Source organism: Saccharopolyspora flava, assembly GCF_900116135.1.
In the GTDB taxonomy this organism is placed as follows: domain Bacteria; phylum Actinomycetota; class Actinomycetes; order Mycobacteriales; family Pseudonocardiaceae; genus Saccharopolyspora; species Saccharopolyspora flava.
Genome location: NZ_FOZX01000003.1, coordinates 571,537 through 596,361, shown reverse-complemented (window position 1 = coordinate 596,361; position 24,825 = coordinate 571,537). Strand labels below are relative to the sequence as shown.

Sequence of the window (24,825 nt, the reverse complement as noted above, 5' to 3'; positions counted from 1 at the left end):
GATCGAACCGCGAAGGTAAGCTGCACGGCGGCCCGCCACAAGTTGATCGGTGCTGGTTGATCCGGTTCCGGTGGCTCCGGGGGAGCGTGGCGGTCGCGGGGCTCAACGGATGTGCCCGCACCATCCGGTTTGGGGAGACGAGGAAGGGAGCGGCGAGCCGGCGTGTCCGAAACGCAACTCGACTATTCCGTCCGATCTGTTCTGAGCGACCCCTCGCAGGCGCCGTCCCGGCCACTCCGAGCCTGGCAGCGGCGAGCCCTCACCAAGTACCTGGCCAACCGGCCGCAGGACTTCCTGGCGGTCGCGACGCCCGGCGCGGGCAAGACGACCTTCGGGCTGCGGGTGGCCGCCGAGCTGCTGGCCGACCGGACCGTCGAGCAGGTCACCGTGGTCGCGCCCACCGAGCACCTCAAGCACCAGTGGGCGCTGGCGGCCGGGGGCGCCGGGATCCCGCTGGACTCGAACTTCCGCAACGCCGACGGCGTCACCTCCAGCGACTACCGCGGCGTGGTGGTCACCTACGCGCAGGTCGCCGCGCACCCCAACCTGCACCGGGTGCGCACCGAGCGGCGCAAGACGCTGGTGATCCTCGACGAGGTGCACCACGCCGGTGACGCCAAGTCCTGGGGTGACGCGATCCGCGAGGCCTTCACGCCCGCGGTCCGGCGGCTGTCGCTGACCGGTACGCCGTTCCGCAGCGACGACTCGCCGATCCCGTTCATCGGCTACGAGCCCGACGCCGACGGCTCGCTGCGCAGCCGCGCCGACCACTCCTACGGCTACTCCGACGCGCTCGCCGACGGCGTCGTGCGGCCGGTGCTGTTCCTGGCCTACTCGGGCGAGGCGCGCTGGCGCACCAACGCCGGGGACGAGTTCAGCGCCCGCCTCGGCGAGCCGCTGACCGCCGAGCAGACGGCGCGGGCGTGGCGGACCGCGCTGGACCCGGCCGGGGAGTGGATCCCGGCCGTGCTCAAGGCCGCCGACACGCGGCTGGAGCAGCTCCGCCAGGGCGGCATCCCGGACGCGGGCGGGCTGGTGATCGCCACCGACCACCCGACGGCCAAGGCCTACGCCAAGGCGCTGCACGAGATCACCGGTTCGGAGCCGGTGGTGGTGCTCTCCGACGATCCGCAGGCTTCCTCGCGGATCGGTGAGTTCGCCGAGTCCGACGACAAGTGGATGGTCGCGGTGCGGATGGTCTCCGAGGGCGTCGACGTGCCGCGCCTGGCCGTCGGCGTCTACGCGACCAGTGCGTCCACGCCGCTGTTCTTCGCCCAGGCCATCGGCCGCTTCGTGCGGTCGCGGCGACCCGGCGAGACGGCCAGCATCTTCCTGCCCAGCGTGCCGGTGCTGCTGGAGCTGGCCAGCCAGCTGGAGGCGCAGCGCGACCACGTCCTGGGCAAACCGCACCGGGAGAAGGACGGCTGGGACGACGAGCTGGTCGCCGCCGCCAACGCGCAGCGCGACGAGCCCGGCGAGGAGGAGAAGGCGTTCACGTCGCTGGGCGCCGAGGCCGAGCTGGACCAGGTGATCTACGACGGCTCGTCGTTCGGCACGGCCGCGTTCAGCACCACCGAGGAGGAGCAGGACTACCTCGGTCTGCCCGGTCTGCTGGAACCGGACCAGGTCAAGGCGCTGCTGCGGCAGCGGCAGTCGCAGCAGCTGCAGGACGTCGGCAAGCGCGAAGCCGAGGCGAAGGCGGCCAAGGCCGCCGAGCAGGCGGAGCAGGCGGCGCGCCCGCAGAGCGTGCAGGAGCGGCTGCAGAAGCTCCGCAAGGAGCTCAACACCCTCGTGTCGCTGCACCACCACCGCACCCGCAAGCCGCACGGCAAGATCTACAACGAGCTGCAGAAGGCCTGCGGTGGCCCGCCGACGGCGATGGCCACCGTCGAGCAGCTCGAGGAGCGCATCGCGACGCTGCGCTCCTGGTGATCCCGCGGCCCGGGTCCCGAGGACCTCGGCAGGGGACAGTTTTAGCCATAACTGTCCGGGCATTTCGGACATTGATCATGGACAGTTATGGCTAAAACTGCCCCATGGCAACGGACGTCGGCATGGCGACCCGGGGGCGGAGGGCGATGATCTTGGTGGGGTGTCCGGTCTTCTAGGGTCGCGGCATGGGATTCGACGTGGACAAGATCCGGGCGCAGTACCCGGCGCTGGCCGACGGCCGCGCGTGGTTGGACGGGGCGGCGGGCACGCAGGTGCCCGAGCCGGTGATCGAGGCGATCAGCGACGCCTACCGGGCGGGGCTCTCGAACGTGGGCGGGCCGTACGAGTCGAGCCGCCGCTCGTCCGGGATCGTGGCCGAGGCCCGCGCCGCGGTGGCCGACCTGGTGGGCGCGCCCGATCCGGCGTGCGTGACGTTCGGGCCCAGCATGACCTCGCTGACCTACCGCTTCGCCGGTGTCCTGGCGCTGGGCTGGAACCCGGGCGACGAGATCGTCGTGACGAACCTGGACCACGACGCCAACGTCCGGCCGTGGGTCCAGCTCGCCCAGCGGGCCGGCGCGACCGTGCGCACCGCCGAGATCGACCCGGCGACCGGTGAGCTGCCGGTCGACGACGTCGTCGGGCTGATCGGGGAGCGCACCAAGCTCGTCGCCGTCACCGCGGCCTCCAACGTCCTCGGCATCATGCCGGACCTCAAGCCCATCACCGACCGGGCCCGCGAGGTCGGCGCGCTGTCCTACGTCGACGGGGTGCAGCACTGCCCGCACGCGCACGTGCGCATCGCCGACCTGGGCGCGGACTTCTACGCCACCAGCGCCTACAAGTGGGCGGGGCCGCACCTGGCCGCCGTCGTGGCGGCCGACCCGTGGGGCCTGGAGAACCTGCACCCCGACAAGCTCAAGCCGTCGCCGGAGAGCTCCCCGGAGCGCTTCGAGCTCGGCACCAACCCGTTCGCCGCGATGGCCGGCGTCGTCGCCGCCGTCGAGCACCTGGCGGACCTGGACACCGACGCGACCGGCACCCGCGCCGAACGGCTCGCGATCTCGCGGGAGGCCGTCGCCGCCCACGAGGCGCGGCTGGCGACTCGCCTGTTCGACGGTCTGGCCGGGGTGAGCGGCGTGCGGCGGCACGGTGCGCCGCAGGGCCCGACGACGCCCACGGCGTTCTTCAGCGTCCAGGGCAAGGCCCCGGCGGAGGTCTCCGCGGCGCTGTCCGAGCGGGGGCTCAACGTCTCCGCCGGCCACTCCTACGCGTGGGAGCTCGTGCACGCCCTCGGCATCGGCCCTGAGGGCGGCGTCCGGGCGAGCCTGTCGCACTACTCGACCACCGAGGAGGTCGACCGCCTGCTGACCGCCCTGGGCGAGCTCAGCGCCTGACCGCGGCCCGAAACGCACCGGGCCCCCGCAGCGCGCGGCTGCGGGGGCCCGGTGACCTGGCTGATCAGGTTGTCACTGCTCGTCCTGCTGGAGGTCGGCCTGAACGTCCTTCAGTCCGGCCTCGTAGGCGCGGGCGTGGTGCCCGCAGAACAGAAGCTCGCCACCGGACGGCAGTACGGCGCGAAGCTTGGCAGCGGCCCCGCAGCGGTCGCAGCGGTCGGCGGCGGTCAGCTCGGGGCGGGTGAGCGTTCCCGGCATCGATATCTCCCTCCGTCCCGGCGTCGGATTTCATCCCGACGCCCTCGATCCTGCTACGACCACCGGTGTCCTACTGGCTGCAGGGTCGGTGCTCGTTGGCTCCACTCTTCCAGACGTTCTGGCCGGAGTCAGTGTTCCCGCGCGGGCTAGCGACGGTCGTCACCATGAAGTACCCGGTTGCAGCAGCCGACCTTGCGGAGCGTGATCAACAGTCGCAGTGCTGCTCTGACCTGCGATGACGCGAAGGTCGACGGATCTAGCTGCGCAAACGTCGCGGCGAGTCAAGAGCATTCGCCGTGCTGCGGATCACAAATATGACGATCTGTGGTCGCTCGTGTTCCTCTGGAAGCGAACAGCAAATCTCAGCCCGCGGACCGGAATTCGGCCTCGGAAGCGTCGAGAACGCCTTCGGCGGGCCGAAGTGGACGCACGAAAACGGCCGCCGATCCCGGAGGATCGACGGCCGATTCCGGACAATCCGGTCAGTCCAGGTAGTCCCGCAGGACCTGGGACCGCGACGGGTGGCGCAGCTTCGACATCGTCTTGGACTCGATCTGCCGGATCCGCTCCCGGGTCACCCCGTAGACCTGGCCGATCTCGTCCAGCGTGCGCGGCTGGCCGTCGGTGAGGCCGAAGCGCAGCCGGACCACGCCCGCCTCGCGCTCGGACAGCGTCGCCAGCACCGACTGCAGCTGGTCCTGCAGCAGCGTGAACGACACCGCGTCGACCGCGACGACCGCCTCGGAGTCCTCGATGAAGTCACCGAGCTGGCTGTCGCCCTCGTCGCCGATGGTCTGGTCGAGCGAAATGGGCTCCCGGGCGTACTGCTGGATCTCCAGCACCTTCTCCGGGGTGATGTCCATTTCCTTGGCGAGCTCTTCCGGCGTGGGCTCGCGACCGAGGTCCTGCAGCAGCTCGCGCTGGATGCGGCCGAGCTTGTTGATGACCTCGACCATGTGCACCGGGATGCGGATGGTGCGAGCCTGGTCGGCCATCGCACGCGTGATGGCCTGGCGGATCCACCAGGTCGCGTACGTGGAGAACTTGTAGCCCTTGGTGTAGTCGAACTTCTCGACCGCGCGGATCAGACCGAGGTTGCCCTCCTGGATCAGGTCCAGGAACGCCATGCCGCGGCCGGTGTAGCGCTTGGCGAGGCTGACCACGAGCCGGAGGTTGGCCTCCAGGAGGTGGTTCTTGGCGCGCTCGCCGTCCCGCACGATCCAGCGCAGGTCGCGCCGCATCTGCGTGGTCAGCTGCTCGCCGGACTCCTCGATCTGGCGCAACCGCTCGGCACCGTAGAGGCCGGCCTCGATGCGCTTGGCCAGCTCGACCTCTTCCTCGGCGTTGAGCAGCGCGACCTTGCCGATCTGCTTGAGGTAGGCCCGCACCGAGTCCGCGGACGCGGTGAGCTCGGCGTCCTTGCGCGCCTGCCGGAGCGCTTCGGACTCCTCCTCGTCCCAGACGAAGTCGCCGGACTCCTTGGAGTCCTCGTCCGGAACCGGTTCTTCGGGGATCTCCACCTCGACGTCCGCGAGATCGCCGACCTCCGGGGAGGTCAGGTCGGTCTCGATCGGCTCGTCGATCTCCATGCCCTCGCCGTTGCCCTTGGCGGAAGCCGACTTGGCCGTCTTCTTCGCCGGGGTCTTGGCGGTGCTCTTCTTGGCTGCGGTCTTGCGTGTCGTCGACTTCGCACCCGTGGAGCTCTTGGCAGTGCTCTTGCGCGCGGCAGGCTTCGTCTGCTCGACGTCAGACGAAGCAGCCGCCTCCGAAGCTGGGGTGGCCTGGGACTGGCCCGACTCGGCTTGGGCGCCGCCGGCGGTTGCGGCGGTGCTGGAGCGTCGGGTTGCGGTTTCTGCGGCTGCCACGTACGCCCTTTCGCGACGGTCGATCAGGGCTGGCCGGAGGGCGCGAAACCTCGGCCGCCAAAGGTCGGGGAACAGCCCACCAGATTCGGCGTCCTGGCTGACGAACAATCACCCGGAATACCGGGTGATCGGCTCGCCGCCGCACCGGTTCCCGCCGTCGGTGTCGGTGTTGCACCAGCGGGCGGGCTCACCAGCGTTCACCAGCCAAAAGGACTTCGAACCAAGTGGGTCGCGTTCCATTGTAACCGCGATGCGGGGGTGCGGTTCCGCTGCAAGGCGGAGTTCGCGGGTCCCGATGTGTGCTAGGCACGGCTCCGGTTCCCCGTTTCGAGCCGTGCCGAACACTCCGACGGGGGTCGCTCGATCAACCCCGTCGCAGCCGGGCCCAGCGCGCGGTCGTCGCTGTGCCCGGCAGCGGTCGGATCAGCTCTTCTCGCTGCTCGCGGCGGCCATCGCGGCGCCGACGATGCCGGCGTCGTTGCGCAGCGCCGCCGCCACCACCGGGCTGCGGGTCTCCAGCAGCGGAATCCACTTGTGGCCCTTCCGGCTGACACCGCCACCGGCGATGAACAGGTCCGGCCAGATGAACTTCTCCAACGACTGGATGTAGCGCGTCACCCTCGGCGCCCATTCCTCGTAGGAGAGCTCCAGGTCGTCCTTGATCGACGCGGCGGCCTGCGACTCGGCGTCGTGGCCGTCGACCTCGATGTGGCCGAACTCGGTGTTGGGCACGAGCTTGCCGTCGATGAACATCGCGCTGCCGATCCCGGTGCCGAAGGTCAGCACCACGACCTGGCCCTGGTGCCCGACGCCCGCGCCGACCCGCATCTCGGCGACGCCGGCCGCGTCGGCGTCGTTGAGCACGACGATCTCGTCGCGGGAACGTCCGAGGCGCTCCGCGAACAGCGACTGGGCATCGGTACCGATCCAGCCCTTGTCGATGTTGGCGGCGGTCAGCGCCGTGCCGTCCTTGATGACGCAGGGAAGCGTGACTCCGACCGGGCCGGTCCAGGCGAACTTCTCGACGATCTCGGCCACGGAATCGGCAACCGCGTCCGGGGTCGAGGGTTGCGGCGTCGGGATGCGCATGCGCTCCTCGGCCAGCACTCCGGCATCGATGTCGACCGGCGATCCCTTGATGCCGGATCCGCCGATATCCACGCCGAACCCGCGGGCTGTCGCCATGGCTGATCCTTCCTATTCGATTCAGACCAAGGTGTGGAGACCTTAACGGGACTGTGTTGCGATGTCTGCGTGGGATTGGCAAATGATGTGGACGCAACAGCTTTGTCCGAGGTCGCGGTGCGGATCGCGCGCGAGGCCGCCGAATTGGCTCGCACCGTGCGTGATGAGGCGGTGACCGATGGTGTCGACACGAAGAGCACCGAGACCGATGTCGTCACCACGGGCGACCGCGCGGTGGAGCGCCTGGTGCGCGAGCGCCTCGGCGAACTGCGTCCGGGCGAGTCGGTCCTGGGCGAGGAGGAGGGCGGCGACGGAGCGCTGGACGGGCTGCGCTGGGTCGTCGACCCGATCGACGGGACTGTGAACTATCTCTACGGATTCCCGTTCTACGCCGTCTCGCTGGCGGCGCAGCTCGACGGCCGCTCGATCGCGGGTGCCGTCGTCGAACCCGTCTCCGGGCGGGTCTGGAGCGCCGCGGTCGGCCGGGGCGCCTTCCTCGACGGCAAGCGGCTGCGCGTCTCCGGCGCCGACCGGCTCGACCTGGCGCTGGTGGGCACCGGCTTCGCCTACGACGTGCGGCGGCGCACCGCCCAGGCCCGGGTCGTGGGGGACCTGCTGGGGCAGGTGCGTGACATCCGTCGCGCCGGAGCCGCCTCGCTGGACCTGTGCGCGGTCGCGGCGGGCTGGCTGGACGCCACCTACGAGGTCGGCCTCAACCGCTGGGACTGGGCGGCCGGGGCGCTGGTCGCCGAGGAAGCCGGCGCGACGCTGCGGCTGCCGACGGCGGGATCCACCGACGGGCTCGGCGACGAGATGCTGGTGTGCGCCACCCCGGGCGTGGCCGACGGGCTCACCGCCGCGCTGCGCGCCGCCGACGCCGGCGGGGTCTGAGGCGCGGGCCCCGACGCGAGGGGCCGAAGACGACCGTGGCGGGAACCCGCCATTCTCGGCCGGGTTCCCGCCACGGAATCGATGAGCGGCTGTTGCCGCCTCTGTGGTGAATCGTTATCAGCAGTGCACGTCGCGCGCCTTGCTGAGCAGGTCCTCGCTGATCTTCGGCGGGGTGACCTCCTGCTGCGCGCTCTCCTGCTGGTCGCGCTGCGGCACCCAGTTCTGCAGCTGCTGCAGGATCTGCTTGGCCTCCTGGGTGCTCTTGATGTCGTCGAAGTCCGAGCCCAGCGCGTAGTCCACGCCCGCGTCCTCGCGCTCGTCGCGCACCAGCTGCGCGCACGGCGCGATCAGGCTCAACGTGCGCGCCGCGCTCTGCCCGGCCGCGCCGAAGCGGATCTGGCCGTGGCACTTCAGGTCGTAGTTGACGTAGACGGAGTCGTTGTCGGCGCCGGCCGGGGTGAAGCCGAGGCTGCCGAGCTCGTCACCGACCATCGTGGCCTGGCGGCTCTCGCCGTTGCCGTTGAGCACCCGCACGTGCACGTCCTGCGGCGGCACCGGGGTGGTGGAGTCCAGCGCGTCGCGCTGCAGCATGGTGCCCAGCGGGACCTGCGCGGGCTGCCCGCTGACCTCGGGCGGAGCGGTCGGAGCTCCGGGCGGGTTGCAGGTGGTGGCGGCGTCGATGTCCTCGACCGAGCCGAAGACGCGCGTCCACAGCAGTCCGGACAACACCACCAGCGCCACCAGCACGACCAGCGCGGGCAGCGGTCGACGCCGGCGATACCCGACCCGACGACCCGACCTTGCACCTACGGCTGCCACGTCCGCCCTCCCTGGATGCCTCGGATCCGCGTGCTCCCGTCCGCACTGGATCAGCCTAGGGGTTGAACCTGTGGTGCGCGGTGTTGGTAGCCGCTGCCGTGTCTTGATCTTCCCGTGATCGTCGCGATGCCGATGCCGCCCGGGAAACCGCGAGCGCATCGCATCACGAGGCGATCGGGAGAGCAACCGGGCGGGCCGGTCGGCGGAGCCGTCCGGCACCTCGGATCTTGATCTACGATGCCCGCCGGATGCGCGTAATGCCACACCTACGGGTGACCTGCTGCGTGTTCGCAGATGTAATGAGCTACCCTCTCGGCGCCTCACGGAGTGCCGAGTTGAGGCGAGTCGCTCTTTACGGGGGAACTAGACGCGTTGCAGGGCGAGACCGCGATCACTGTCCCATCGGGCACAAATTCGGGTCCTGGAACGTTTACCAGCGGCACACCATTGCAGTCTCCACTAACGCAGGGGTGAATCACGATGGCGACCGACTACGACGCTCCTCGCCGCGAGTCCGAGGACTTGGCGGAGGACTCGTTGGAGGAGCTGAAGGCGCGACGCAACGATGCGCAATCCGGCGTCGTCGACGAAGACGAAGGGGCGATCGCGGAGAACTTCGAACTGCCGGGCGCTGACCTGTCCGGCGAGGAGATGACCGTCAAGGTGCTCCCGAAGCAGGCTGACGAGTTCACCTGCTCAAGCTGCTTCCTCGTTCATCACCGCAGCCGACTGGCCGAGACCAAGAACGGTCAGTTCATCTGCCGTGATTGCGCCGCCTGAGGCGTATTCGACGACGTACAAGCGGGAAGTAGCTGGGCACACGCGGGGCGTGTGCCCAGTGTTTTTCCCGGGGAGAGGTTCCGCGGACCGCCGTGCTCGGAGCAATCGGCTGGGCCGGTTGCCCGGCGCCGGTGCGCGTTCAGGACTCGCCGCTCAGGACGGCCCGGAGCTGTTCCGGCCTGCGGGTGCTGATCACCCAGTACGGGGTGGGGTCGTCCGGGTCGTCGAGCCAGACGCGCACCGAGGTCCGCACCCAGGAGCGGTGCACCAGGAACGCGGCGGGGTCCAGGTTCGGGCCGAGCGCGCGGCGCTGCTCGGACGCGGAGACGATCTCGACCTCGTCGATGAACCGCAGCGGCAGGTGGGCGTCGCCCACCCACAGCTCGTCGTCGACGACCTCGATCTTGAGCCTGCCCAGCCACAGCGGCACAACGATGGCCAGCGGCACCAGCACGACGTAGGGCAGCCAGGCCCGCACGCCCGGGTAGCCCATGTGCACCTGCGCGGCCATCAGCACCGCCGCGATCAGCGGCAACGGCCAGGTCCACCAGGACGCGTACAGCCGTTCGCGGAACACGGCTCGCCCCTTCGCGTTCGCCTGACCGGGGGTGTCCCCGTTGGTGATGGCTGCTTCTGCGCTTTCCGACACGTGTTCAGGGTAGTCTCGCCGCCCGTGTCGAACGTGAAGGTCCTGCTTACCAGAGTCGACCCCGACGTGCCGCTTCCCGAATACGCCAAACCGGGGGATGCCGGTGCCGATCTGGTAACCACCAGTGATGTGGTTCTCGAACCGGGTGAACGAGCCCTCGTGGGCACCGGAGTCGCCGTGGCGCTGCCGGAGGGCTACGCGGGTTTCGTGCACCCCCGCTCCGGCATGGCCGCCAAGACCGGCCTCAGCGTGGTCAACACGCCCGGCACGATCGATTCCGGGTACCGCGGTGAGATCAAGGTCTGCCTGATCAATCATGATCGGGTGCAGCCGGTGTCGCTGCGACGAGGTGACCGGATCGCCCAGCTCGTCGTGCAGAAGGTCGAGCACGCCGTGTTCGCCGAGGTCGACGAGCTCCCCGAGTCGTCGCGCGGTGCCGGTGGCTATGGCTCCACAGGTGGTCACGAGGTGCTGACGGCGTCGGGAACGACCGGTGCCGGTCACAGGACGGAGGTCTGAGGGGATGTTCAGAAGGGGCCGGGGCAAGTCCAAGCGCGACGCGGCCGTCGAGGAGGAGGCGATGCCGGAGCCGCAGGCTCCCGCCCGCGGGCCGTACGACGAGAGCGAGGCGCCCGAGTCCGGGGTGGAACGGCTGGACCTCGGCTCGGTCCGGGTTCCGGTGCCCGAGGGCGGCCAGCTGCAGGTCGAGGTCGATCCGTCCGGCCCGGTCCGCGCGGTGCACCTGGTCACCCCGGTCGGCAGGCTGACGGTGAGCGCCTTCGCCGCGCCCCGCAGCGGCGGTCTGTGGGACGAGGTCGGCAACGAGCTGGCCGACCAGCTGCGCAAGGACGGCGCGCGCGTGCACACCGAGCAGGGCGACTGGGGCGTCGAGCTGGTGGCCGACTCGCCGAAGGCGGCGCTGCGGTTCGTCGGCGTCGACGGCCCGCGCTGGCTGCTGCGCGGCGTGGCGGCCGGTCCGGCGGAGTCGGCGAAGGAGTGCGCGCGCCTGCTCTACGGCGTGCTGGACGACACCGTGGTGGTCCGCGGGACCGAGCCGATGCCGGTGCGCACGCCGCTGCCCATCGAGCTCCCCGAGGCGATCCTGCGGCACATCCAGCAGGCGCAGACCGAAACGCCGAACGGCCAGGTCTGAGGCGGTCGGGTGAGGTGGTCGCACCACCTCACCCCTCGCCCGGACGAGTGAGGCGGAAGTCCCTTGTGGGCTGGGTTTCTTAATCCCGCCGGGCGTGGGTTTCCGCCTACCCGGGCGGTTACGCTGGGACGTGCACGGGCTGCGGATTCGAGCCCCGAGGCGCACAGGAGCGCTAGATGAGCAAGACCGAAGGCGGCTACTGGAAACGCTTCGTGCGGAGACTGACCAGCGATGTCGCCGAACTGGACGCCGACGACCTCTCCGATCGGTCGCAGGCGGGCGGTGCGCAGCGGGCCAGCGACTGCCGGTGCGGGCAGGAGGCCGTGGTGCTGGGCCGGGTGCGCAGCGTCGAGCTCTGCCCCAAGACGTCCGCTCCCACCCTGGAGGCCGAGCTCTACGACGGCACCGAAGGGGTGACATTGGTGTGGCTCGGCCGGAGGCGCATCGCCGGGATCGAGCCAGGCCGTATCGTCAAGGCCCGTGGCCGGATCGCAGTCCGGGACGGTCGCAAGGTGCTGTACAACCCCTACTACGAGTTGCAGAACACCGCATGAGCGAACACGACGCCTCGGCAGCCGGGATCAACCCCCGGCAGGCCGATGACGACCGGCGGCCCGAGGGCCAGGCCGGTGTTTCCGAGCAGACCCTGCTGGAGCAGATGGGCGGTGTCAGCGGGCTCGCCTACTCCGCTGTGCCGATCGTCGTGTTCGTGCTGGTCAGCTCCTTCACCTCGATGATGCCGGCGATCTGGGCCTCCATCGGGGTCGCCGTGGCCATCGCGATCTTCCGGCTGGTGCGCAAGGAGCCGCTGCAACCGGCGATCTCCGGCGTGCTGGGCGTCGCGGTGTGCTCGTTCATCGCCTACCGCTCCGGCGAGACCAAGGGCTTCTTCCTGCTGGGGATCTGGACCAGCCTGATCTACGGCGGCGTGTTCCTGGCGTCGGTGCTGGCGCGCTGGCCGCTGGTGGGCGTGGCCTGGTCGGCGCTCAACGGGCTGGGCATGAACTGGCGCAAGCAGCGCCGCGCGATGCGCGCCTACGACATCGCCACGCTGTCCTGGACCGCGGTGTTCGCCGCGAAGTACGTGGTGCAGCAGTGGCTCTACGACAACGACCAGACCGGGTGGCTGGCCTTCGCCCGGATCGCGATGGGCTACCCGCTGACCGGCATCGCGCTGATCGTCACGGTGTGGGCGATCCGCAGGGCCAAGAAGGTCGCCGAGGAGCAGGCGGCCGCGGCGCAGATCTCGCAGGCGTGAGAAAGGGGCGGTTCCCGCGGGAACCGCCCCTTTCTTCGTCACTCCGGCTGGTCGTGGATGACCGCGCGGATCTCGCTCTCCACGTTGCTGGTGGCCACGAACAGCATCTCGTCGCCGGCCTCCAGCGGGTCGTCGGCCTGCGGCACGATGACCCGGCCGCCGCGCAGGATGCTCACCAGCGCCGCGTCGACCGGCAGCTTCAGGTCGCGCACCCGGCGCCCGGCCAGCGGGGTGGACTCCGGCAGCGTCACCTCGACGAGGTTGGCCTGACCCTGGCGCAGCGTCATCAACCGGACCAGGTCGCCGACGTTGACGGCCTCCTCGACCATCGCGGCCAGCATCCGCGGCGTGGACACGGCCACGTCGACGCCCCAGGCGTCGGTGAACAGCCACTCGTTGCGCGGGTCGTTGACCCGGGCGACGACGCGGCGCACCGCGAACTCCGTCTTCGACAGCAGCGAGACCACGAGGTTGACCTTGTCGTCGCCGGTGGCCGCGATGACCACGTCGCAGGACTGCAGTCCCGCCTCCTCCAGCGACGCCAGCTCGCAGGCGTCGGCGAGCATCCACTCGGCGCCCGGGATGAGCCTCGGGTGGTAGTTGGCGGTGGTGCGCTCGATGAGCAGCACCTCGTGCTCGCCCTCGAGCAGCTCCCGCGCGATGGACTGGCCGACCGCGCCGGCTCCCGCGATCGCGATGCGCATTACTCGCTCTCCTCGGGTGTGCGTCGGGCCGCTGCGGTGACGTCGGTGACGGTGCCCGACAGCGCCGCGACGTAGACGGTGTCGTCGGCCTGGATCACGGTCTTGCGGTCGGGGAGCACGCCGCTGCCGAACCGCATGATGAACGCCACCCGCGCCCCGGTCGCCGACTCGACCTCGGAGACCTTCCGGCCGACCCAGCTCTCGTGCAGCGGCAGCTGCAGCACCGCGACCGTGCCGGACGGTTCCCGCCACGCGGTGGCCACGCCCTCGGGCAGCAGCATCCGCAGGAAGCGGTCGGTCGTCCACGGCACCGTGGCCACCGTCGGGATGCCCAGGCGCTGGTAGACCTCGGCGCGCTTGGGGTCGTAGATGCGGGCCACGACGTGCGCCACGCCGAAGGTCTCCCGCGCCACCCTGGCCGAGACGATGTTGGAGTTGTCCCCGTTGGACACCGCGGCGAAGGCGCTGGCCTGCTCGATCCCCGCTTCTTCCAGGATGTCCCGGTCGAAGCCGTTGCCAGTGACCTGCTGACCGCGGAAGTCCCTGCCCAGGCGGTGGAACGCCTGCGGGTCCTTGTCGACCACGGCCACGGTGTGATCGAGCCGTTGCAGGGCGGCGGCCAGGGAGGCCCCGACCCGGCCGCAGCCCATGATCACCACGTGCACGACCTTGTCTCCTCGCTGCGCGGATGTGCTCTGTCGGGCGACTCTCTTCGGTCGCCGCTGACCGTACCCGGACGGGTGCGATCGGAGGACCGCCACGACCGTCCGGTCACGGGCTGGTGCACCGTACCGGGTGACCGCCGCTGGGGCTCATCACGCCACCCCGGATGTGACCTGAGAGCAATTCGAAAGGCCGCATTCATCGGTCCCCGGCCCCCACCGCTTACGCTCTGCACCGTGTCCAAGCTCGCAACCGCGGCGAAACGGTTGATCGTCGGTCGCCCGTTCCGCAGCGATCGCCTCGCGCACACGCTGCTGCCCAAGCGCATCGCGCTGCCGGTGTTCGCCTCCGACCCGATGTCCAGCGTCGCCTACGCGCCGGAGGAGATCCTCCTGGTGCTGTCGGTCGCCGGGGTGTCGGCCTTCGCGATCAGCCCGTGGATCGGTGCTCTGGTCGCGCTGGTGATGATCGCGGTGGTGGCGTCGTACCGGCAGAACGTGCACGCCTATCCCTCCGGTGGCGGTGACTACGAGGTCGCCACGGTCAACCACGGCCCCCGGTGGGGCCTGATGGTGGCCAGCGCCCTGCTCGTCGACTACATCCTCACCGTCGCCGTGTCGATCTCCTCGGCCGCGGCGAACATCGGCTCGGTGATCCCGTTCGTCGCCCAGCACAAGGTGCTCTTCGCCGTGGGCGCGATCGCGCTGCTGACCGCGATGAACCTGCGCGGCATCCGCGAGTCGGGCACGTTGTTCGCGATCCCCACCTACGCCTTCGTGATCGGCGTGCTGGGCATGATCTGCTGGGGCTTCTTCCAGACGCTCGTGCTCGGGTCGGACCTGCGCGCCGAGAGCGCCGGGTTCCAGCTGGTGCAGAACGAGAGCCAGTACGCCGGCGTGGCCTTCGCCTTCCTGATCCTGCGCGCGTTCTCCTCCGGCAGCGCGGCGCTGACCGGTGTCGAGGCGATCAGCAACGGCGTCCCCGCCTTCCGCAAGCCCAAGTCCCGCAACGCCGCGACCACGCTGGCGCTGATGGGCGGGCTGGCGATCCTGATGTTCCTCGGCCTGATCATGCTGGCCCGCGTCACCGGTGCCGTCGTCGCCGAGGACCCGGCGCACCAGCTCCTCGGCGCGCCCGACGGCTACCAGCAGAAGACGCTGATCGCGCAGCTGGCCGGGGCCGTGTTCGCCGGGTTCCCGCCGGGCGTGTGGTACCTGGTGTTCTTCACCGGTCTGATCCTGGTGCTGGCCGCCAACACCGCGTTCAACGGTTTCCCGGTGCTGGGCTCGATCCTGGCGCAGGACCGGTTCCTGCCGCGCCAGCTGCACACCCGAGGCGACCGGCTGGCCTTCTCCAACGGCATCCTGTTCCTGGCCTTCAGCGCGATCGTGCTGGTGTTCGCCTTCGAAGCCGAGGTGACCCGGCTGATCCAGCTCTACATCGTGGGCGTGTTCGTCTCGTTCGTGCTCAGCCAGAGCGGCATGATCCGGCACTGGAACCGGCTGCTGCGCTCGGAGACCGATCCGGCGGCGCGCAGCAGGATGCGCCGGGCGCAGGCCACCAACGCCTTCGGCCTGTTCATGACCGCCAGCGTCCTGGTGATCGTGCTCATCACGAAGTTCACCCACGGCGCCTGGATCGCCATCGCCGCGATGGCCGCCATCTACGTGCTCATGACGGCGATCCGCAGGCACTACGACCGGGTCACCGACGAGCTGGAGGAGTCCGAGACCGACGCGGTGCTGCCCTCCCGCAACCACGCGCTGGTGCTGGTCTCCAAGCTGCACCTGCCGACGATGCGGGCCATCGCCTACGCGCGCGCCACCCGGCCGGACGAGCTCGAAGGTGTCACCGTCAACGTCGACGAGGAGGACACCCGGGAGCTGACCGCCGAGTGGGAGAAGCAGAACCTGCCGCTGCCGCTGAAGGTCCTGGAGTCGCCGTACCGGGAGATCACCCGGCCGGTGCTGGAGTACGTCAAGCGCATCCGGCGGGACAGCCCGCGCGACGTGGTGACGGTGTTCATCCCCGAGTACGTCGTGGGCCACTGGTGGGAGCAGCTGCTGCACAACCAGAGCGCGCTGCGGCTCAAGAGCAGGCTGCTGTTCCAGCCGGGAGTGATGGTCACCAGCGTGCCGTGGCAGCTGGCGTCGTCGACGAAGGTGCGAGCGCAGCGGATCACCTCGATGCCCGGCGCGACGCGCCGAGGCCTGGGGAGCAATGGAAAGGTGAGCGGTGACCGAAAAACCGGACTGGACCGGTAGGCGCCTGGAGGTCGAGATCGGCCCGGTGGCCCACGGCGGCCACTGCGTGGCCCGGCACGAGGGACGGGTGGTGTTCGTCCGCCACGCCCTGCCCGGGGAGACCGTGATCGCCGAGGTCACCGAGGACAACGGCGGTGGTTTCTGCCGGGCCGACGCCGTCGAGGTGGTGCAGGCCGCGGCCGGGCGGGTCAGCCCGCCGTGCCCGCTGGCCGACATGGCGCTGGGCCCGGACCGCTGCGGCGGGTGCGACTTCCAGCACGCCGACGGCGAGACGCAGCGCGCGCTCAAGGCCGCGGTGATCACCGAGCAGCTGCAGCGGATCGCCGGCCTGGACTGGCCGGTGGAGGTCCGCGAGCTGCCCGGCGGGTTGCTGCGCTGGCGCACCCGCGCGCGGCTGGCCGTCGACCGCAAGGGCAACGCGGGTTTCCGCCCGAACCGCAGCCACCGGGTGATCCCGGTCGCCGACTGCCCGATCACCGTGGAGGGCGCCGTCGAGGAGCTGGCCGACCGCCGCTGGCGGCCGGGCGCGGAGCTGACGGTGGCCGCCGACGGCGAAGGGGAGCTGCACGTGACGGCCCTGGACCGCAAGCCGCAGCGGCGCCGCGGGCGTCAGCAGGCGGTGGCCCGGCAGGTCGCGGGCAGCGGTGTGGCGCACGAGTCGGTGCGCGGCCGCTCCTTCGAGGTGGCCGCCCAGGGCTTCTGGCAGGTGCACAAGGCCGCCCCGGAGACCTTCACCGAGGTCGTGGCCCGCTTCGCCGCGGTCCCCTCCGGCGGCACGGCCTGGGACCTCTACGGCGGTGTGGGCCTGTTCGCGGCCGAGCTCGCCGAGCAGGCGGGCCCGACCGGCTCGGTGCTGCTGGTGGAGTCCTCGCGCCGGGCGGTGGAGGACGCGGTGGCCAACCTCCGCGACCAGCCGCAGGTGCAGTTCCGCGCGGGCACCGTCGAGCGCGTCCTCACCGACGAGGACCTGCCGGACCCGGACGTGGTCGTCCTCGACCCGCCCCGCAAGGGAGCGGGCCGCGAGGTCGTGCAGGCCGTCACCGCCCGCGCCCCGTCCCGGATCGTCCACGTCGCCTGCGACCCGGCGGCCCTGGCCCGCGACGTCTCGCTGTTCGCCGAGAACGGCTACCGCATGGTCGAGCTGGAGTCCTACGACGCCTTCCCGATGACCCACCACATCGAGTGCATCGCCCTCCTGGAGCGGGAGAGCTAAGCCCAGGCCGCCAGCAGGTCCGCGGGCCCGAGGGTGGTGACGCCGTCGGGCCCGCGGCCGCTGCGCGCGACGGCGAGCATCGGCGTGTCCTGCTGCGCGCCGGGGAGCTGGTCGCGATGGTGGATCAATCTCGCCAGGTCGCGGGTGTCGAACGGCTTGTTCTCCAGCCACTTCACCGAACCGACGAACGTGATCTTCTTCGCGATGGGGGAGCGGTCGGCGCCGACGAGGTCGATCTCCGGGTCGTTGGTGCGGGTCCAGTACCCGCCCACGACATCGGTGCCGTCCGGCAGGAGGTCGTCGGCGAGCCGCCAGAGGGCATCGCGGAGCACCGGCTCGATCGCCCGGCCTCGCCACGAGGTCCAGCTCTTGCGGATGGTGTCGACGACGCGGTCGCCCCGGCCGCGTTCGACAGCGGCCATCCCCGGTCCGAGGAAGGACAACCAGAAGCGCAGGTACGGGTCGGTGACCCGGTAGCGGGTCTCGCGGCTCGGCTTGGTCGACAGCGGCAGTTCGGCGGCGACCATGTTCCTGCCGGCCAGCAGTTCCAGCGCTCGGGTCACCGCACCGGGATTGAGCTCGCCGGCCGCCTGCCCGATGGTGGTGAAGGTGCGCTCGCCGTGGCCGATCGCGCTGAGGACCGTTCGGGCTTGCGCCTGCGTGGGGAACTCCGCGGCGAGCGACCGCTCGGCACTGACCAGCAGGGCCGAGGTCGGCCGGCGCAGCGCGTCTTCGAGGTAGTCCCACGGAGTCGCGCCGGTCGGCCATTCCTCGAGGATCAGCGGCAGACCGCCGCTGATCAGGAAGGCGTCGAAGGCATCGGCCGGCGAGAGGTCGAGCGTGGTCGCGACGTCGTGCGGTGACAGCGGGGGCACGACCATCTCGGTTCCCCGCTGGTAGAACGGCCGTCCGTAGGTGTTGAGCTGTTCCATCATGGCGATGTCGGACCCGATGAGGATCAGTAGGACGGGCAGTTTCGACAGCTCGCGGTCGAAGGCCTTCTGCAAGGCGCCCTCGAAGGTCGGGTCTTCGCGCACCACGTAGGGCATCTCGTCGAGCACGACGATGCTCGGCGTCTCTTTCGGGAGAGCGTGCGCGAGCGCGCTGAAGGCGGCGTCCCAGGACTGCGGCGTGCCGAAGCCGGCGAAGCGGTGCGCCTCGGGCAGGTCCGACGCCGACACCTCGGTCGCGAAGCCGTCCAGGTCCCCGTCGCGCGAACCGCCGACGGCGGTGAAGAAGACGTGCGGATGCCCGGACCGCTCGACGAACTCCTCCACCAGGCGCGATTTCCCGACTCGTCGTCGACCGCGCAGGAGCACGGCGCGTCCTGGTCGCCCGGTCCTGCTGCCCTTCTGGACCGGGGCGATCAGGTCGTCCAGCATGCCGAGCTCGGCCCGGCGTCCGATGAATCCGTCCACGTCGACCTCGATGCTTTCTCCAAAGAAACTTTCATCAATGATAGTTACTTCAAAGAAAGTATTCTAGCCGCTCCTCGTGGGATTGTCCGGGTTCGGGGTTTTCGCCGGTCGGGGAACTCGGGCGGTTAGGGTTGCCGCTGGTTGAGGAGGTGGGCCGTGTTCGGTGAGGTGCCTGGGCGGGTCGATCCGCGGGTGGCCGAGGCCGTCGGAGGTCGCTGGTCGCGCGCGAAGTTGTGGCTGCGGCTCGCCGTGGTCTGGTGCGTCGTGTCAGCTGGGCTGAGCGTGGTCGCGGCGTTGTGGTCCGCTGCCACGCGCTGGTCGGTGCTGCCCTGGGTGGCGCCCCTGAACACGCGGGACACGCCGGACATCGTGTTCTCGCACGGAATCATCGTCGCGCTCGCAGTGGTGCCGCTGGTGTTGGCCGCGCGCATGCTCAAGCCCGACCCGGACGGGATCGACTGGCGCCTGAAACCAGATTTCTGGATCTTCCTCGGAATCCTCGTCGGGGTTGTCGAGGGGGTCGTTCTGATGGGGACGGCGGTCGTGGTGACCGACTCGCCGTGGTGGGCTCGCGTGGGTGGCCTGATCATCGGCTTCGCCGTGCCGCTGGTGGCGACCTTGCTGGCTCGGCGGGCGATCCTCGCGGAGCCGCTGCGGGAGATCGGGGGCAGCGAGTTCGTGCTGGTGAGGAGCCTCCGGTCGCCGCAGGGCGGGGGAGAGGACTCCGTGAAGATCACCGGTGACGCGCTGCGGATCTCGGTGCGCACCGCTGCCGGACGACCCGCCGGTCAGGCCGCGACGAAGGACGTCCGGCTCGCCGACATCACCGAGATCGGGGTGCGGCCCAGCCGTCCCGACGACGGTGCCTGGGCGCCGCTGGCCGACGGGCGCGGCGCCTCGCTGCCGGAGGGCGACGTCCTGGTCCTCCGCACCCGGACCGACACCCAGCTGCTCCCCGCCGACCCCGAACTCGCCGAGCTGCTGCGGGCGCGAGCCGCCCTGCACGGCGCGGAACCCGCACGCATCGAGGACTGGACATGACCGCGCAGCACATCCCGGAAGTCCTTCCGGCCCCGCCCGAGACCGGCACCGAGGTCACCCCGGTCCCCGGCGAACCGAGCACCGCGCCGGAGGTCGTCCCGGGCCGCGTCGTGCAGGCCTTCGGCCTGGGGGCGCTGGCCGTCGTGGTGATCCCGCTCGGGTTCGTCGTGTGGGCGATGCGGGAGCTCGTGCCCGGCGTCGGCATCGCCGGGGTGGCCGGCATCGCGGTCGCGACCGTCGCCTGGCTGCTCGACGTGCGCACGCCGCGCCGCTGGGTCGGGTGGGCCCTGCTCTCCGGGTTCGCCGCCGCCTACGCGAACCTCTCGCTGGCCCCGCTCGGACTGCTCGCGCTCGTCGCCGTGGTGGTGTGCCCGCTGCTCGCGCGAACCGCGCAGAAGCGCCTCACCGCACCGGGTTTCGACCTCGCCGAGCGCGACGTCGAAGTCGGCTTCCCGCTCTACCGGCACCAGCCCGCGCGGCTGCGGGTCGAACGCGACCGGGCCGTCCTCGCGCTCGGCCGGATGGCCGGCGGTGGCCACGTCGACCAGGCGATCCCGCTCGCCGAGGTGTCGCTGGCCCAGCCCGGCGAGATCGTCGGCGGGGACGCGTGGCCGCTGCCGGGCGCGACGGCGGTCCGGCTCGTCGAAGGACCGGCGGTGCGCGTCGTGGCCGGGCGGCAGCAGTGGGTCGTCAACGTCGAGGACCCGCGCCTGGTCGCCGCGATCCTGCGCAGGCGGCAGAGCGCCGCGTGGTCGCTGCGGACCGGTCCCCAGGACCTCGGGTCCTGGCACGCGCTGCGCAGGTGGGCCACCAAGCAGAACACGACGTTCCGCAACGGCAAGCAGTCCCAGTCCTACCGGGTGTTCCGGCCGCTGTTCGGGTTCTTCTTCGGCGTGCTCGGCCTGATGCTGCTCACCATGCAGATCACCGGCAACGCCGGGACGCCGAGCGCGTGGCTCGCCGCCGCGGCCATGCTGGTCGTCGGCGCGGTGCTGGTGGTCGGCTGGATCCGCCAGCGCACGCGACTCGCCCGCGCCGAACTCCACTCGCTGCCGCCGAACAGCCCGGACTGGGGCGACCAGCGACCCGAGGTCGCCCCCATCCCGGGCTGGAGGCCCTGGACCTAGCCCGGGCCGTCGGGGAGGTCGAGCTTCTCGGGCCTGCGCTGCTCGGTGGTGTCGACGTCGCCGTAGGGGTTGCCGTTGACGTTGTTCGGGCCGCCCTCGACGTTGGCGTGCTGGCCGACCGTCGCCGAGTTGACGTCGTTGCTGTAAGGGCTGTCGACGTTGGCGCCGACCACGGCGCCCTCGTCGGTCTCGAAGCGCCAGCCCTGCGTGTTCGAGCCCGACACCCACTCGCCGCCGTCGCCGGTCGCGGCCCGGCCGTTGCCGTCCCAGGTGGCGTTGAGGCCCTCGTGGCGGCTCTGCATCCCGCCGGTCGCCCCGCTGATGCCACCGGAGATCGCGCCGGAGGTGATGTCGTTGAGCCCCGGCGCCTCGCCGTGGAAGCCCTGGTTGATGGCGTTGCCGAGCACGCCCGAGACCGAGCCGCGGGCCGCTCCGTAGGCGGCGGCCTCGGTGAAGTTCTTGGTGGCGTTGCCGGTCAGGTCCTTGCCGATCTGCTGGCCGATGCCGGGGGCGAGACCGTCCACCAGGCCGCCCGCCAGGCCCGCCGCGACGCCGGAGACCGCCGCGTTGCCGGTGTTGGACCAGTCCCAGGACTGCCGGTCGCCCTTGGCGAACTGGATGCCCTGGATCGCGGCGTCGACGCCCACGTTGATCCCCACGTTGAGCAGGATCTGCTGGCCGATCTTGGTCAGCAGCTGCTGGAAGAACGTCCGCACCGTCAGCTGCGTGGCGGCCTGGGCGATCGGGATGCCCGCGGTGCTCGCGCCGAACGTCGCCACAGCCGAGGCGATCATCGCCGCGATCTGCGCGGCCAGGATGATCAGCGCGGCGATGATGCTCATCTTGGTGTACTCGATCTCCAGCGCCGCGCTGTCGGCGCCTTCGCCGAGCGCTTCGCAGAGCTTCTTCAGCTCCGGCAGGTGACCCGACCCGCCGTCGCAGAAGTCCTTCATGAACGACTCGAAGGCGTCGTGCGTGTCGCCCTTCATCGTCGCCAGGGCCGCGCTGACCGCGCCCTCGGTCTCGCCGATCACGCCGTCGATGTCCACGCCGCACTGCGTCCACGCCTCGGCGACCCTGCGCAGCGCCGTCTCGTCGCCCTCGGGCCAGCTCGCGCCGACCACGATCGGGAACAGCCAGCTGACCTCACCCGGGATCTCGATGCCCACGTCGTCCCCCTCAGCCCTGGCTCTTGATGCCGTCGGCGTTCGCCCGGTCCACGTCGTCCCAGGTCCGGGCGGTGGCGTCGAGCTCACCGCGGACCTGGTGCAGCGCCTCGGCCAGGCCCTTGATGCCGTCGGTGCCCTGCTGGGACCCGGGCTCGTAGTTCTTGGCGAACTCCTGGCCGGCCTCGTCGGCGCCCCAGCACCGGCCCTCGGCCTGCAGCACGCCGTTGAGCTTGTCCAGCGCCGACTTCAGCTTGTCCGACGCCGCGTCGAACTTCGGCGAAGCGCCCATCAGCGCCTCGGGGTCGACCTCGAATCCCATTACCAGCTGTCCCTTCGGAAACGGGACCGGGGTTCGAAGTCGTCCCAGTCCTCCTCCACCGGCGCCTTGGACGCACTCGACGGGGTGTTCGGTTCCGGCATTTCCGGAGCGGACGGGATCAGCTGCGCCAGCGAGGGCGCCTCCGGGAACAGGTCCGGCAGGTCGGGGACGTTCTCCTGCAGCGGGGCGACGGCCGCGTCGGCCCGCGCGCGGGCGTCCCGGGCGGCGGACTGGGCGGCCTCGGTGAAGCTCCGGGCGAGCTTCTCCGGCGTGCTCGTGCGCAGCGCCGAGGCCGACAGCTGCGTGTCGGTGACCACGCCCGCGGCGTTGACCCGGACCGTGACCAGCCCGTCCGCCGAGGTGGCCGCACCGGTCGCGGCCAGGGCGTCTTCCTGGGCCTCCCGCAACTGGGCGGTCTGCCGTTGCAACCCCTCCAGCAGCGAGCTCACCTGCTCGCGCATCGCGGCGTTGCGCGCTTCGAGCTCCGCCCTGCGGCCGTCCGGACCAGTCATGTCGCCTCCCCTGGGATCAGACGAAAGGTAGCAACACCGCTTTCCGGGGGATACCTGCCACACGAACGTCACATTCGCAGGTGGGGCGCGTGCTGAGAGCATCGCCGCAGGTGCGCGACCACACCCGGTCGCCGCATGGCCCCTCCGTAGACTGGGGCGCACTATGCAGACGGAGCCAGGTTGCCGGCCAGGCCCCGGATTGCCCTTGTGACCGACCGGCACGACAAGCGAGGTGGAACACGGTGACGCTGCTGGGGTCCGTGCGCAGTCCGGCCGACGTCAAGCGCCTGACGCACACCGAACTGGTGGAACTGGCCGATGAGGTCAGGCAGTTCCTGATCCAGAAGGTGTCGCGGACCGGTGGGCACCTGGGGCCGAACCTGGGAGCGGTCGAGCTGACCCTCGCGCTGCACCGGGTCTTCGACTCCCCGAACGACGCGCTGCTGTTCGACACCGGGCACCAGGCGTACGTGCACAAGATCGTCACGGGGCGCCAGGACGGCTTCGACCAGCTGCGCAAGCGGGACGGCCTGTCCGGCTACCCGTCGCGCGCCGAGAGCGAGCACGACTTCGTCGAGAACAGCCACGCCTCGACCGCCCTGTCCTACGCCGACGGCCTTGCCCGGTCCTTCCAGGTCACCGGGGCCGACCGGCACGCGGTGGCGGTCGTCGGCGACGGCGCCCTCACCGGCGGCATGTGCTGGGAGGCGCTGAACAACATCGCCGCCGACCCCGAGCGCCCGGTGGTCATCGTTGTCAACGACAACGGCCGCTCCTACGCGCCCACCATCGGCGGGCTCGCCGAGCACCTCGCGGCGCTGCGGCTCAACCCCAGCTACGAGAAGGCCCTGGAGTCCGGCAAGCGCACGCTGCGCAAGATGCCGGTCGTGGGCCGCTCGCTCTACACCGGCCTGCACGCCGCCAAGAGCGGCATCAAGGACGCGATCAGCCCGCAGGTCATGTTCTCCGACCTCGGCCTGAAGTACCTGGGCCCGGTCGACGGCCACGACATGCGCGCCATGGAGCACGCGCTGCAGATGGCCAAGTCCTTCGGCGGACCGGTGATCGTGCACGCCGTGACCCGCAAGGGCAACGGCTTCGCCCCGGCCGAGAACGACGAGGCCGAGCAGATGCACCAGGTCAAGGTCATCGACCCGGAGACCGGCCTGCCGAAGAAGCCCGCGCCCAAGAGCTGGACCGACGTCTACGCCGACGAGCTGGTCTCGATCGGCGCCGAGCGCTCCGACGTCGTGGCCATCACCGCGGCCATGCTGGGGCCGACCGGGCTGAAGAAGTTCGCCGAGGCCTACCCGGACCGGTGCTTCGACGTGGGCATCGCCGAGCAGCACGGCATGACCTCCGCCGCCGGTCTCGCGATGGGCGGCCTGCACCCGGTGTTCGCGGTGTACTCGACGTTCCTCAACCGCGCCTTCGACCAGCTGCTGATGGACGTGGCCCTGCACAAGCAGGCGGTCACCGTGACGCTGGACCGCTCGGGCATCACCGGCGACGACGGCGCCAGCCACAACGGCATGTGGGACCTGTCGATCCTCGGCCTCATCCCCGGCATCCAGGTGGCCGCACCGCGCGACGCGGTGACGTTGCGCGAGGAGCTGCGCGAGGCCGTCGCCGTCGACGACGGGCCGACGGTGCTGCGCTTCTCCAAGGGCTCGGTCATCGAGGAGGTGCCGGCCGTGGAGCGGACCGGCGGCGTGGACGTGCTGCGCGCCGACGACCGCTCCGACGTGCTGCTGGTCGCGGTCGGCGCGTTCGGCAAGCTCGCCGTGGCCGCCGCCGAGAAGCTGTCCGCGATGGGCGTGGGCGTCACCGTCGTCGACCCGCGCTGGGTCGTGCCGGTGCCCTCGAAGGTCGTGGAGATGGCCGCCGAGCACCGCCTGGTGGTCTCGCTGGAGGACTCGGGACGGCACGGCGGGTTCGGCTCGTCGCTGGCCGCCGCGCTGCGCGACGCCGAGCTGGACGTGCCGCTGCGCGACCTGGCCGTGCCGAACAACTTCCTGCACCACTCCTCGCGGGAGGAGGTCCTGGCGGACCTCGGCCTCACCGAGACCGACATCGCGACCAAGGTCAACGGCTGGCTGTCGGGCCGTCGCGGCGCGCAGCTCCGCGTCGCCACCGAAGCCGACGCCGCCCACGGCTGACCAGGTGGTTCCCGATTTCAACGGAAGTCAGGTCTCTGACTTCCGTTGA

Annotated in this window: 24 protein-coding genes; 13 read left to right on the top strand and 11 right to left on the bottom strand. The window is 70.8% G+C overall.

Going from position 1 to position 24,825, the window contains the following annotated elements; translation table 11 throughout:
• Positions 1-162: 162 nt before the first annotated feature.
• Complete coding sequence (locus BM424_RS12590) at positions 163-1,932, top strand: DEAD/DEAH box helicase (RefSeq protein WP_093416533.1); 1,770 nt, start codon at positions 163-165, stop codon at positions 1,930-1,932.
• Between the two features lie 185 nt (positions 1,933-2,117).
• Entirely contained in the window at positions 2,118-3,329 is a 1,212-nt protein-coding gene (locus tag BM424_RS12585; RefSeq protein ID WP_093416531.1) for a cysteine desulfurase-like protein, read from the top strand.
• A 72-nt stretch (positions 3,330-3,401) separates the two neighbouring features.
• Here the strand turns inward: BM424_RS12585 and BM424_RS12580 are convergent, their stop codons facing one another.
• From BM424_RS12580 to ppgK, 3 genes are all read right to left on the bottom strand, one after another.
• Entirely contained in the window at positions 3,402-3,587 is a 186-nt protein-coding gene (locus tag BM424_RS12580) for a DUF7455 domain-containing protein (protein WP_093416528.1), read from the bottom strand.
• A 482-nt stretch (positions 3,588-4,069) separates the two neighbouring features.
• Entirely contained in the window at positions 4,070-5,452 is a 1,383-nt protein-coding gene (locus BM424_RS12575; RefSeq protein ID WP_093416526.1) for an RNA polymerase sigma factor, read from the bottom strand.
• Between the two features lie 423 nt (positions 5,453-5,875).
• Positions 5,876-6,637, bottom strand: a complete 762-nt coding sequence (gene ppgK, locus BM424_RS12570) for a polyphosphate--glucose phosphotransferase (protein ID WP_093416523.1) — start codon at positions 6,635-6,637, stop codon at positions 5,876-5,878.
• An 87-nt stretch (positions 6,638-6,724) separates the two neighbouring features.
• On the opposite strand from ppgK, the gene BM424_RS12565 reads away from it, so the two are divergent.
• On the top strand, positions 6,725-7,528 hold the full coding sequence (locus tag BM424_RS12565; protein WP_245775797.1) for an inositol monophosphatase family protein: 804 nt from the start codon (positions 6,725-6,727) through the stop codon (positions 7,526-7,528).
• Positions 7,529-7,645: 117 nt separating this feature from the next.
• Here BM424_RS12565 and cei read toward each other — a convergent pair whose 3' ends face one another.
• Complete coding sequence (gene cei, locus BM424_RS12560; RefSeq protein ID WP_217649688.1) at positions 7,646-8,347, bottom strand: envelope integrity protein Cei; 702 nt, start codon at positions 8,345-8,347, stop codon at positions 7,646-7,648.
• Positions 8,348-8,827: 480 nt separating this feature from the next.
• Between cei and BM424_RS12555 the strand changes: the two genes are divergently transcribed.
• Positions 8,828-9,127 carry a DUF4193 domain-containing protein gene (locus BM424_RS12555; RefSeq protein ID WP_093416518.1) on the top strand — a complete coding sequence of 100 codons (300 nt, stop codon included), beginning with the start codon at positions 8,828-8,830 and terminating at the stop codon, positions 9,125-9,127.
• Between the two features lie 139 nt (positions 9,128-9,266).
• Here BM424_RS12555 and BM424_RS12550 read toward each other — a convergent pair whose 3' ends face one another.
• Entirely contained in the window at positions 9,267-9,776 is a 510-nt protein-coding gene (locus BM424_RS12550; protein WP_093416515.1) for a DUF3093 domain-containing protein, read from the bottom strand.
• A gap of 24 nt (positions 9,777-9,800) precedes the next feature.
• Between BM424_RS12550 and dut the strand changes: the two genes are divergently transcribed.
• The 4 genes from dut to BM424_RS12530 all read left to right on the top strand — a co-directional run bounded on the left by dut (position 9,801) and on the right by BM424_RS12530 (position 12,187).
• Entirely contained in the window at positions 9,801-10,295 is a 495-nt protein-coding gene (gene dut / locus BM424_RS12545; RefSeq protein WP_093416513.1) for a dUTP diphosphatase, read from the top strand.
• Between the two features lie 4 nt (positions 10,296-10,299).
• Entirely contained in the window at positions 10,300-10,929 is a 630-nt protein-coding gene (locus BM424_RS12540) for a DUF3710 domain-containing protein (protein WP_093416510.1), read from the top strand.
• Between the two features lie 176 nt (positions 10,930-11,105).
• On the top strand, positions 11,106-11,483 hold the full coding sequence (locus BM424_RS12535) for an OB-fold nucleic acid binding domain-containing protein (protein ID WP_093416508.1): 378 nt from the start codon (positions 11,106-11,108) through the stop codon (positions 11,481-11,483).
• Complete coding sequence (locus BM424_RS12530; RefSeq protein ID WP_093416506.1) at positions 11,480-12,187, top strand: DUF3159 domain-containing protein; 708 nt, start codon at positions 11,480-11,482, stop codon at positions 12,185-12,187. The genes BM424_RS12535 and BM424_RS12530 overlap by 4 nt, the downstream gene beginning before the upstream one ends.
• 38 nt (positions 12,188-12,225) lie before the next feature.
• On the opposite strand, the gene BM424_RS12525 is transcribed toward BM424_RS12530, so the two are convergent.
• Positions 12,226-12,891 carry a potassium channel family protein gene (locus tag BM424_RS12525; RefSeq protein WP_093416503.1) on the bottom strand — a complete coding sequence of 222 codons (666 nt, stop codon included), beginning with the start codon at positions 12,889-12,891 and terminating at the stop codon, positions 12,226-12,228.
• Positions 12,891-13,556, bottom strand: coding sequence for a potassium channel family protein (locus BM424_RS12520; RefSeq protein ID WP_093416501.1), 666 nt, complete (start codon positions 13,554-13,556; stop codon positions 12,891-12,893). The genes BM424_RS12525 and BM424_RS12520 overlap by 1 nt, the downstream gene beginning before the upstream one ends.
• Before the next feature lie 234 nt (positions 13,557-13,790).
• Here BM424_RS12520 and BM424_RS12515 point away from each other — a divergent pair, with 234 nt between their 5' ends.
• Both BM424_RS12515 and BM424_RS12510 read left to right on the top strand, forming a co-directional pair.
• Complete coding sequence (locus BM424_RS12515) at positions 13,791-15,818, top strand: APC family permease (protein ID WP_093416498.1); 2,028 nt, start codon at positions 13,791-13,793, stop codon at positions 15,816-15,818.
• Positions 15,790-17,031, top strand: a complete 1,242-nt coding sequence (locus BM424_RS12510) for a class I SAM-dependent RNA methyltransferase (protein WP_093416495.1) — start codon at positions 15,790-15,792, stop codon at positions 17,029-17,031. The genes BM424_RS12515 and BM424_RS12510 overlap by 29 nt, the downstream gene beginning before the upstream one ends.
• On the opposite strand, the gene BM424_RS12505 is transcribed toward BM424_RS12510, so the two are convergent.
• Positions 17,028-18,449, bottom strand: a complete 1,422-nt coding sequence (locus tag BM424_RS12505) for an ATP-binding protein (RefSeq protein ID WP_093416492.1) — start codon at positions 18,447-18,449, stop codon at positions 17,028-17,030. The two genes, BM424_RS12510 and BM424_RS12505, sit on opposite strands and share 4 nt — an antisense overlap.
• A 156-nt stretch (positions 18,450-18,605) precedes the next feature.
• Between BM424_RS12505 and BM424_RS12500 the strand changes: the two genes are divergently transcribed.
• On the top strand, positions 18,606-19,490 hold the full coding sequence (locus tag BM424_RS12500; protein WP_093416490.1) for a hypothetical protein: 885 nt from the start codon (positions 18,606-18,608) through the stop codon (positions 19,488-19,490).
• Positions 19,487-20,617, top strand: a complete 1,131-nt coding sequence (locus tag BM424_RS12495; protein WP_093416487.1) for a hypothetical protein — start codon at positions 19,487-19,489, stop codon at positions 20,615-20,617. Before BM424_RS12500 ends, BM424_RS12495 begins: the two co-directional genes overlap by 4 nt.
• Here the strand turns inward: BM424_RS12495 and BM424_RS12490 are convergent.
• Genes BM424_RS12490 through BM424_RS12480 form a run of 3 tightly spaced genes read right to left on the bottom strand, consistent with a single transcriptional unit; the run spans position 20,614 to position 22,617 of the window.
• Entirely contained in the window at positions 20,614-21,786 is a 1,173-nt protein-coding gene (locus BM424_RS12490; RefSeq protein ID WP_093416485.1) for a WXG100-like domain-containing protein, read from the bottom strand. The genes BM424_RS12495 and BM424_RS12490 overlap by 4 nt on opposite strands.
• A 10-nt stretch (positions 21,787-21,796) precedes the next feature.
• The gene (locus tag BM424_RS12485; protein WP_093416482.1) at positions 21,797-22,105 is read right to left on the bottom strand and encodes a WXG100 family type VII secretion target; all 309 of its coding nucleotides are present in this window, start codon (positions 22,103-22,105) and stop codon (positions 21,797-21,799) included.
• Positions 22,105-22,617 (bottom strand): YbaB/EbfC family nucleoid-associated protein, encoded by a 513-nt coding sequence (locus BM424_RS12480; RefSeq protein ID WP_175548057.1) that lies wholly within the window; start codon positions 22,615-22,617, stop codon positions 22,105-22,107. The genes BM424_RS12485 and BM424_RS12480 overlap by 1 nt, the downstream gene beginning before the upstream one ends.
• Before the next feature lie 242 nt (positions 22,618-22,859).
• On the opposite strand from BM424_RS12480, the gene dxs reads away from it, so the two are divergent.
• Entirely contained in the window at positions 22,860-24,776 is a 1,917-nt protein-coding gene (gene dxs / locus BM424_RS12475) for a 1-deoxy-D-xylulose-5-phosphate synthase (protein ID WP_093416477.1), read from the top strand.
• Positions 24,777-24,825 lie beyond the last annotated feature (49 nt).

Coding starts and splice junctions, on each gene's coding strand:
- BM424_RS12585 (WP_093416531.1), top strand. CDS start 2,118: ATGGGATTCGACGTGGACAAGATCCGGGCGCAGTACCCGGCGCTGGCC.
- BM424_RS12580 (WP_093416528.1), bottom strand. CDS start 3,587: ATGCCGGGAACGCTCACCCGCCCCGAGCTGACCGCCGCCGACCGCTGC.
- ppgK (WP_093416523.1), bottom strand. CDS start 6,637: ATGGCGACAGCCCGCGGGTTCGGCGTGGATATCGGCGGATCCGGCATC.
- BM424_RS12555 (WP_093416518.1), top strand. CDS start 8,828: ATGGCGACCGACTACGACGCTCCTCGCCGCGAGTCCGAGGACTTGGCG.
- BM424_RS12540 (WP_093416510.1), top strand. CDS start 10,300: ATGTTCAGAAGGGGCCGGGGCAAGTCCAAGCGCGACGCGGCCGTCGAG.
- BM424_RS12535 (WP_093416508.1), top strand. CDS start 11,106: ATGAGCAAGACCGAAGGCGGCTACTGGAAACGCTTCGTGCGGAGACTG.
- BM424_RS12530 (WP_093416506.1), top strand. CDS start 11,480: ATGAGCGAACACGACGCCTCGGCAGCCGGGATCAACCCCCGGCAGGCC.
- BM424_RS12525 (WP_093416503.1), bottom strand. CDS start 12,891: ATGCGCATCGCGATCGCGGGAGCCGGCGCGGTCGGCCAGTCCATCGCG.
- BM424_RS12495 (WP_093416487.1), top strand. CDS start 19,487: ATGACCGCGCAGCACATCCCGGAAGTCCTTCCGGCCCCGCCCGAGACC.
- BM424_RS12485 (WP_093416482.1), bottom strand. CDS start 22,105: ATGGGATTCGAGGTCGACCCCGAGGCGCTGATGGGCGCTTCGCCGAAG.
- BM424_RS12480 (WP_175548057.1), bottom strand. CDS start 22,617: ATGACTGGTCCGGACGGCCGCAGGGCGGAGCTCGAAGCGCGCAACGCC.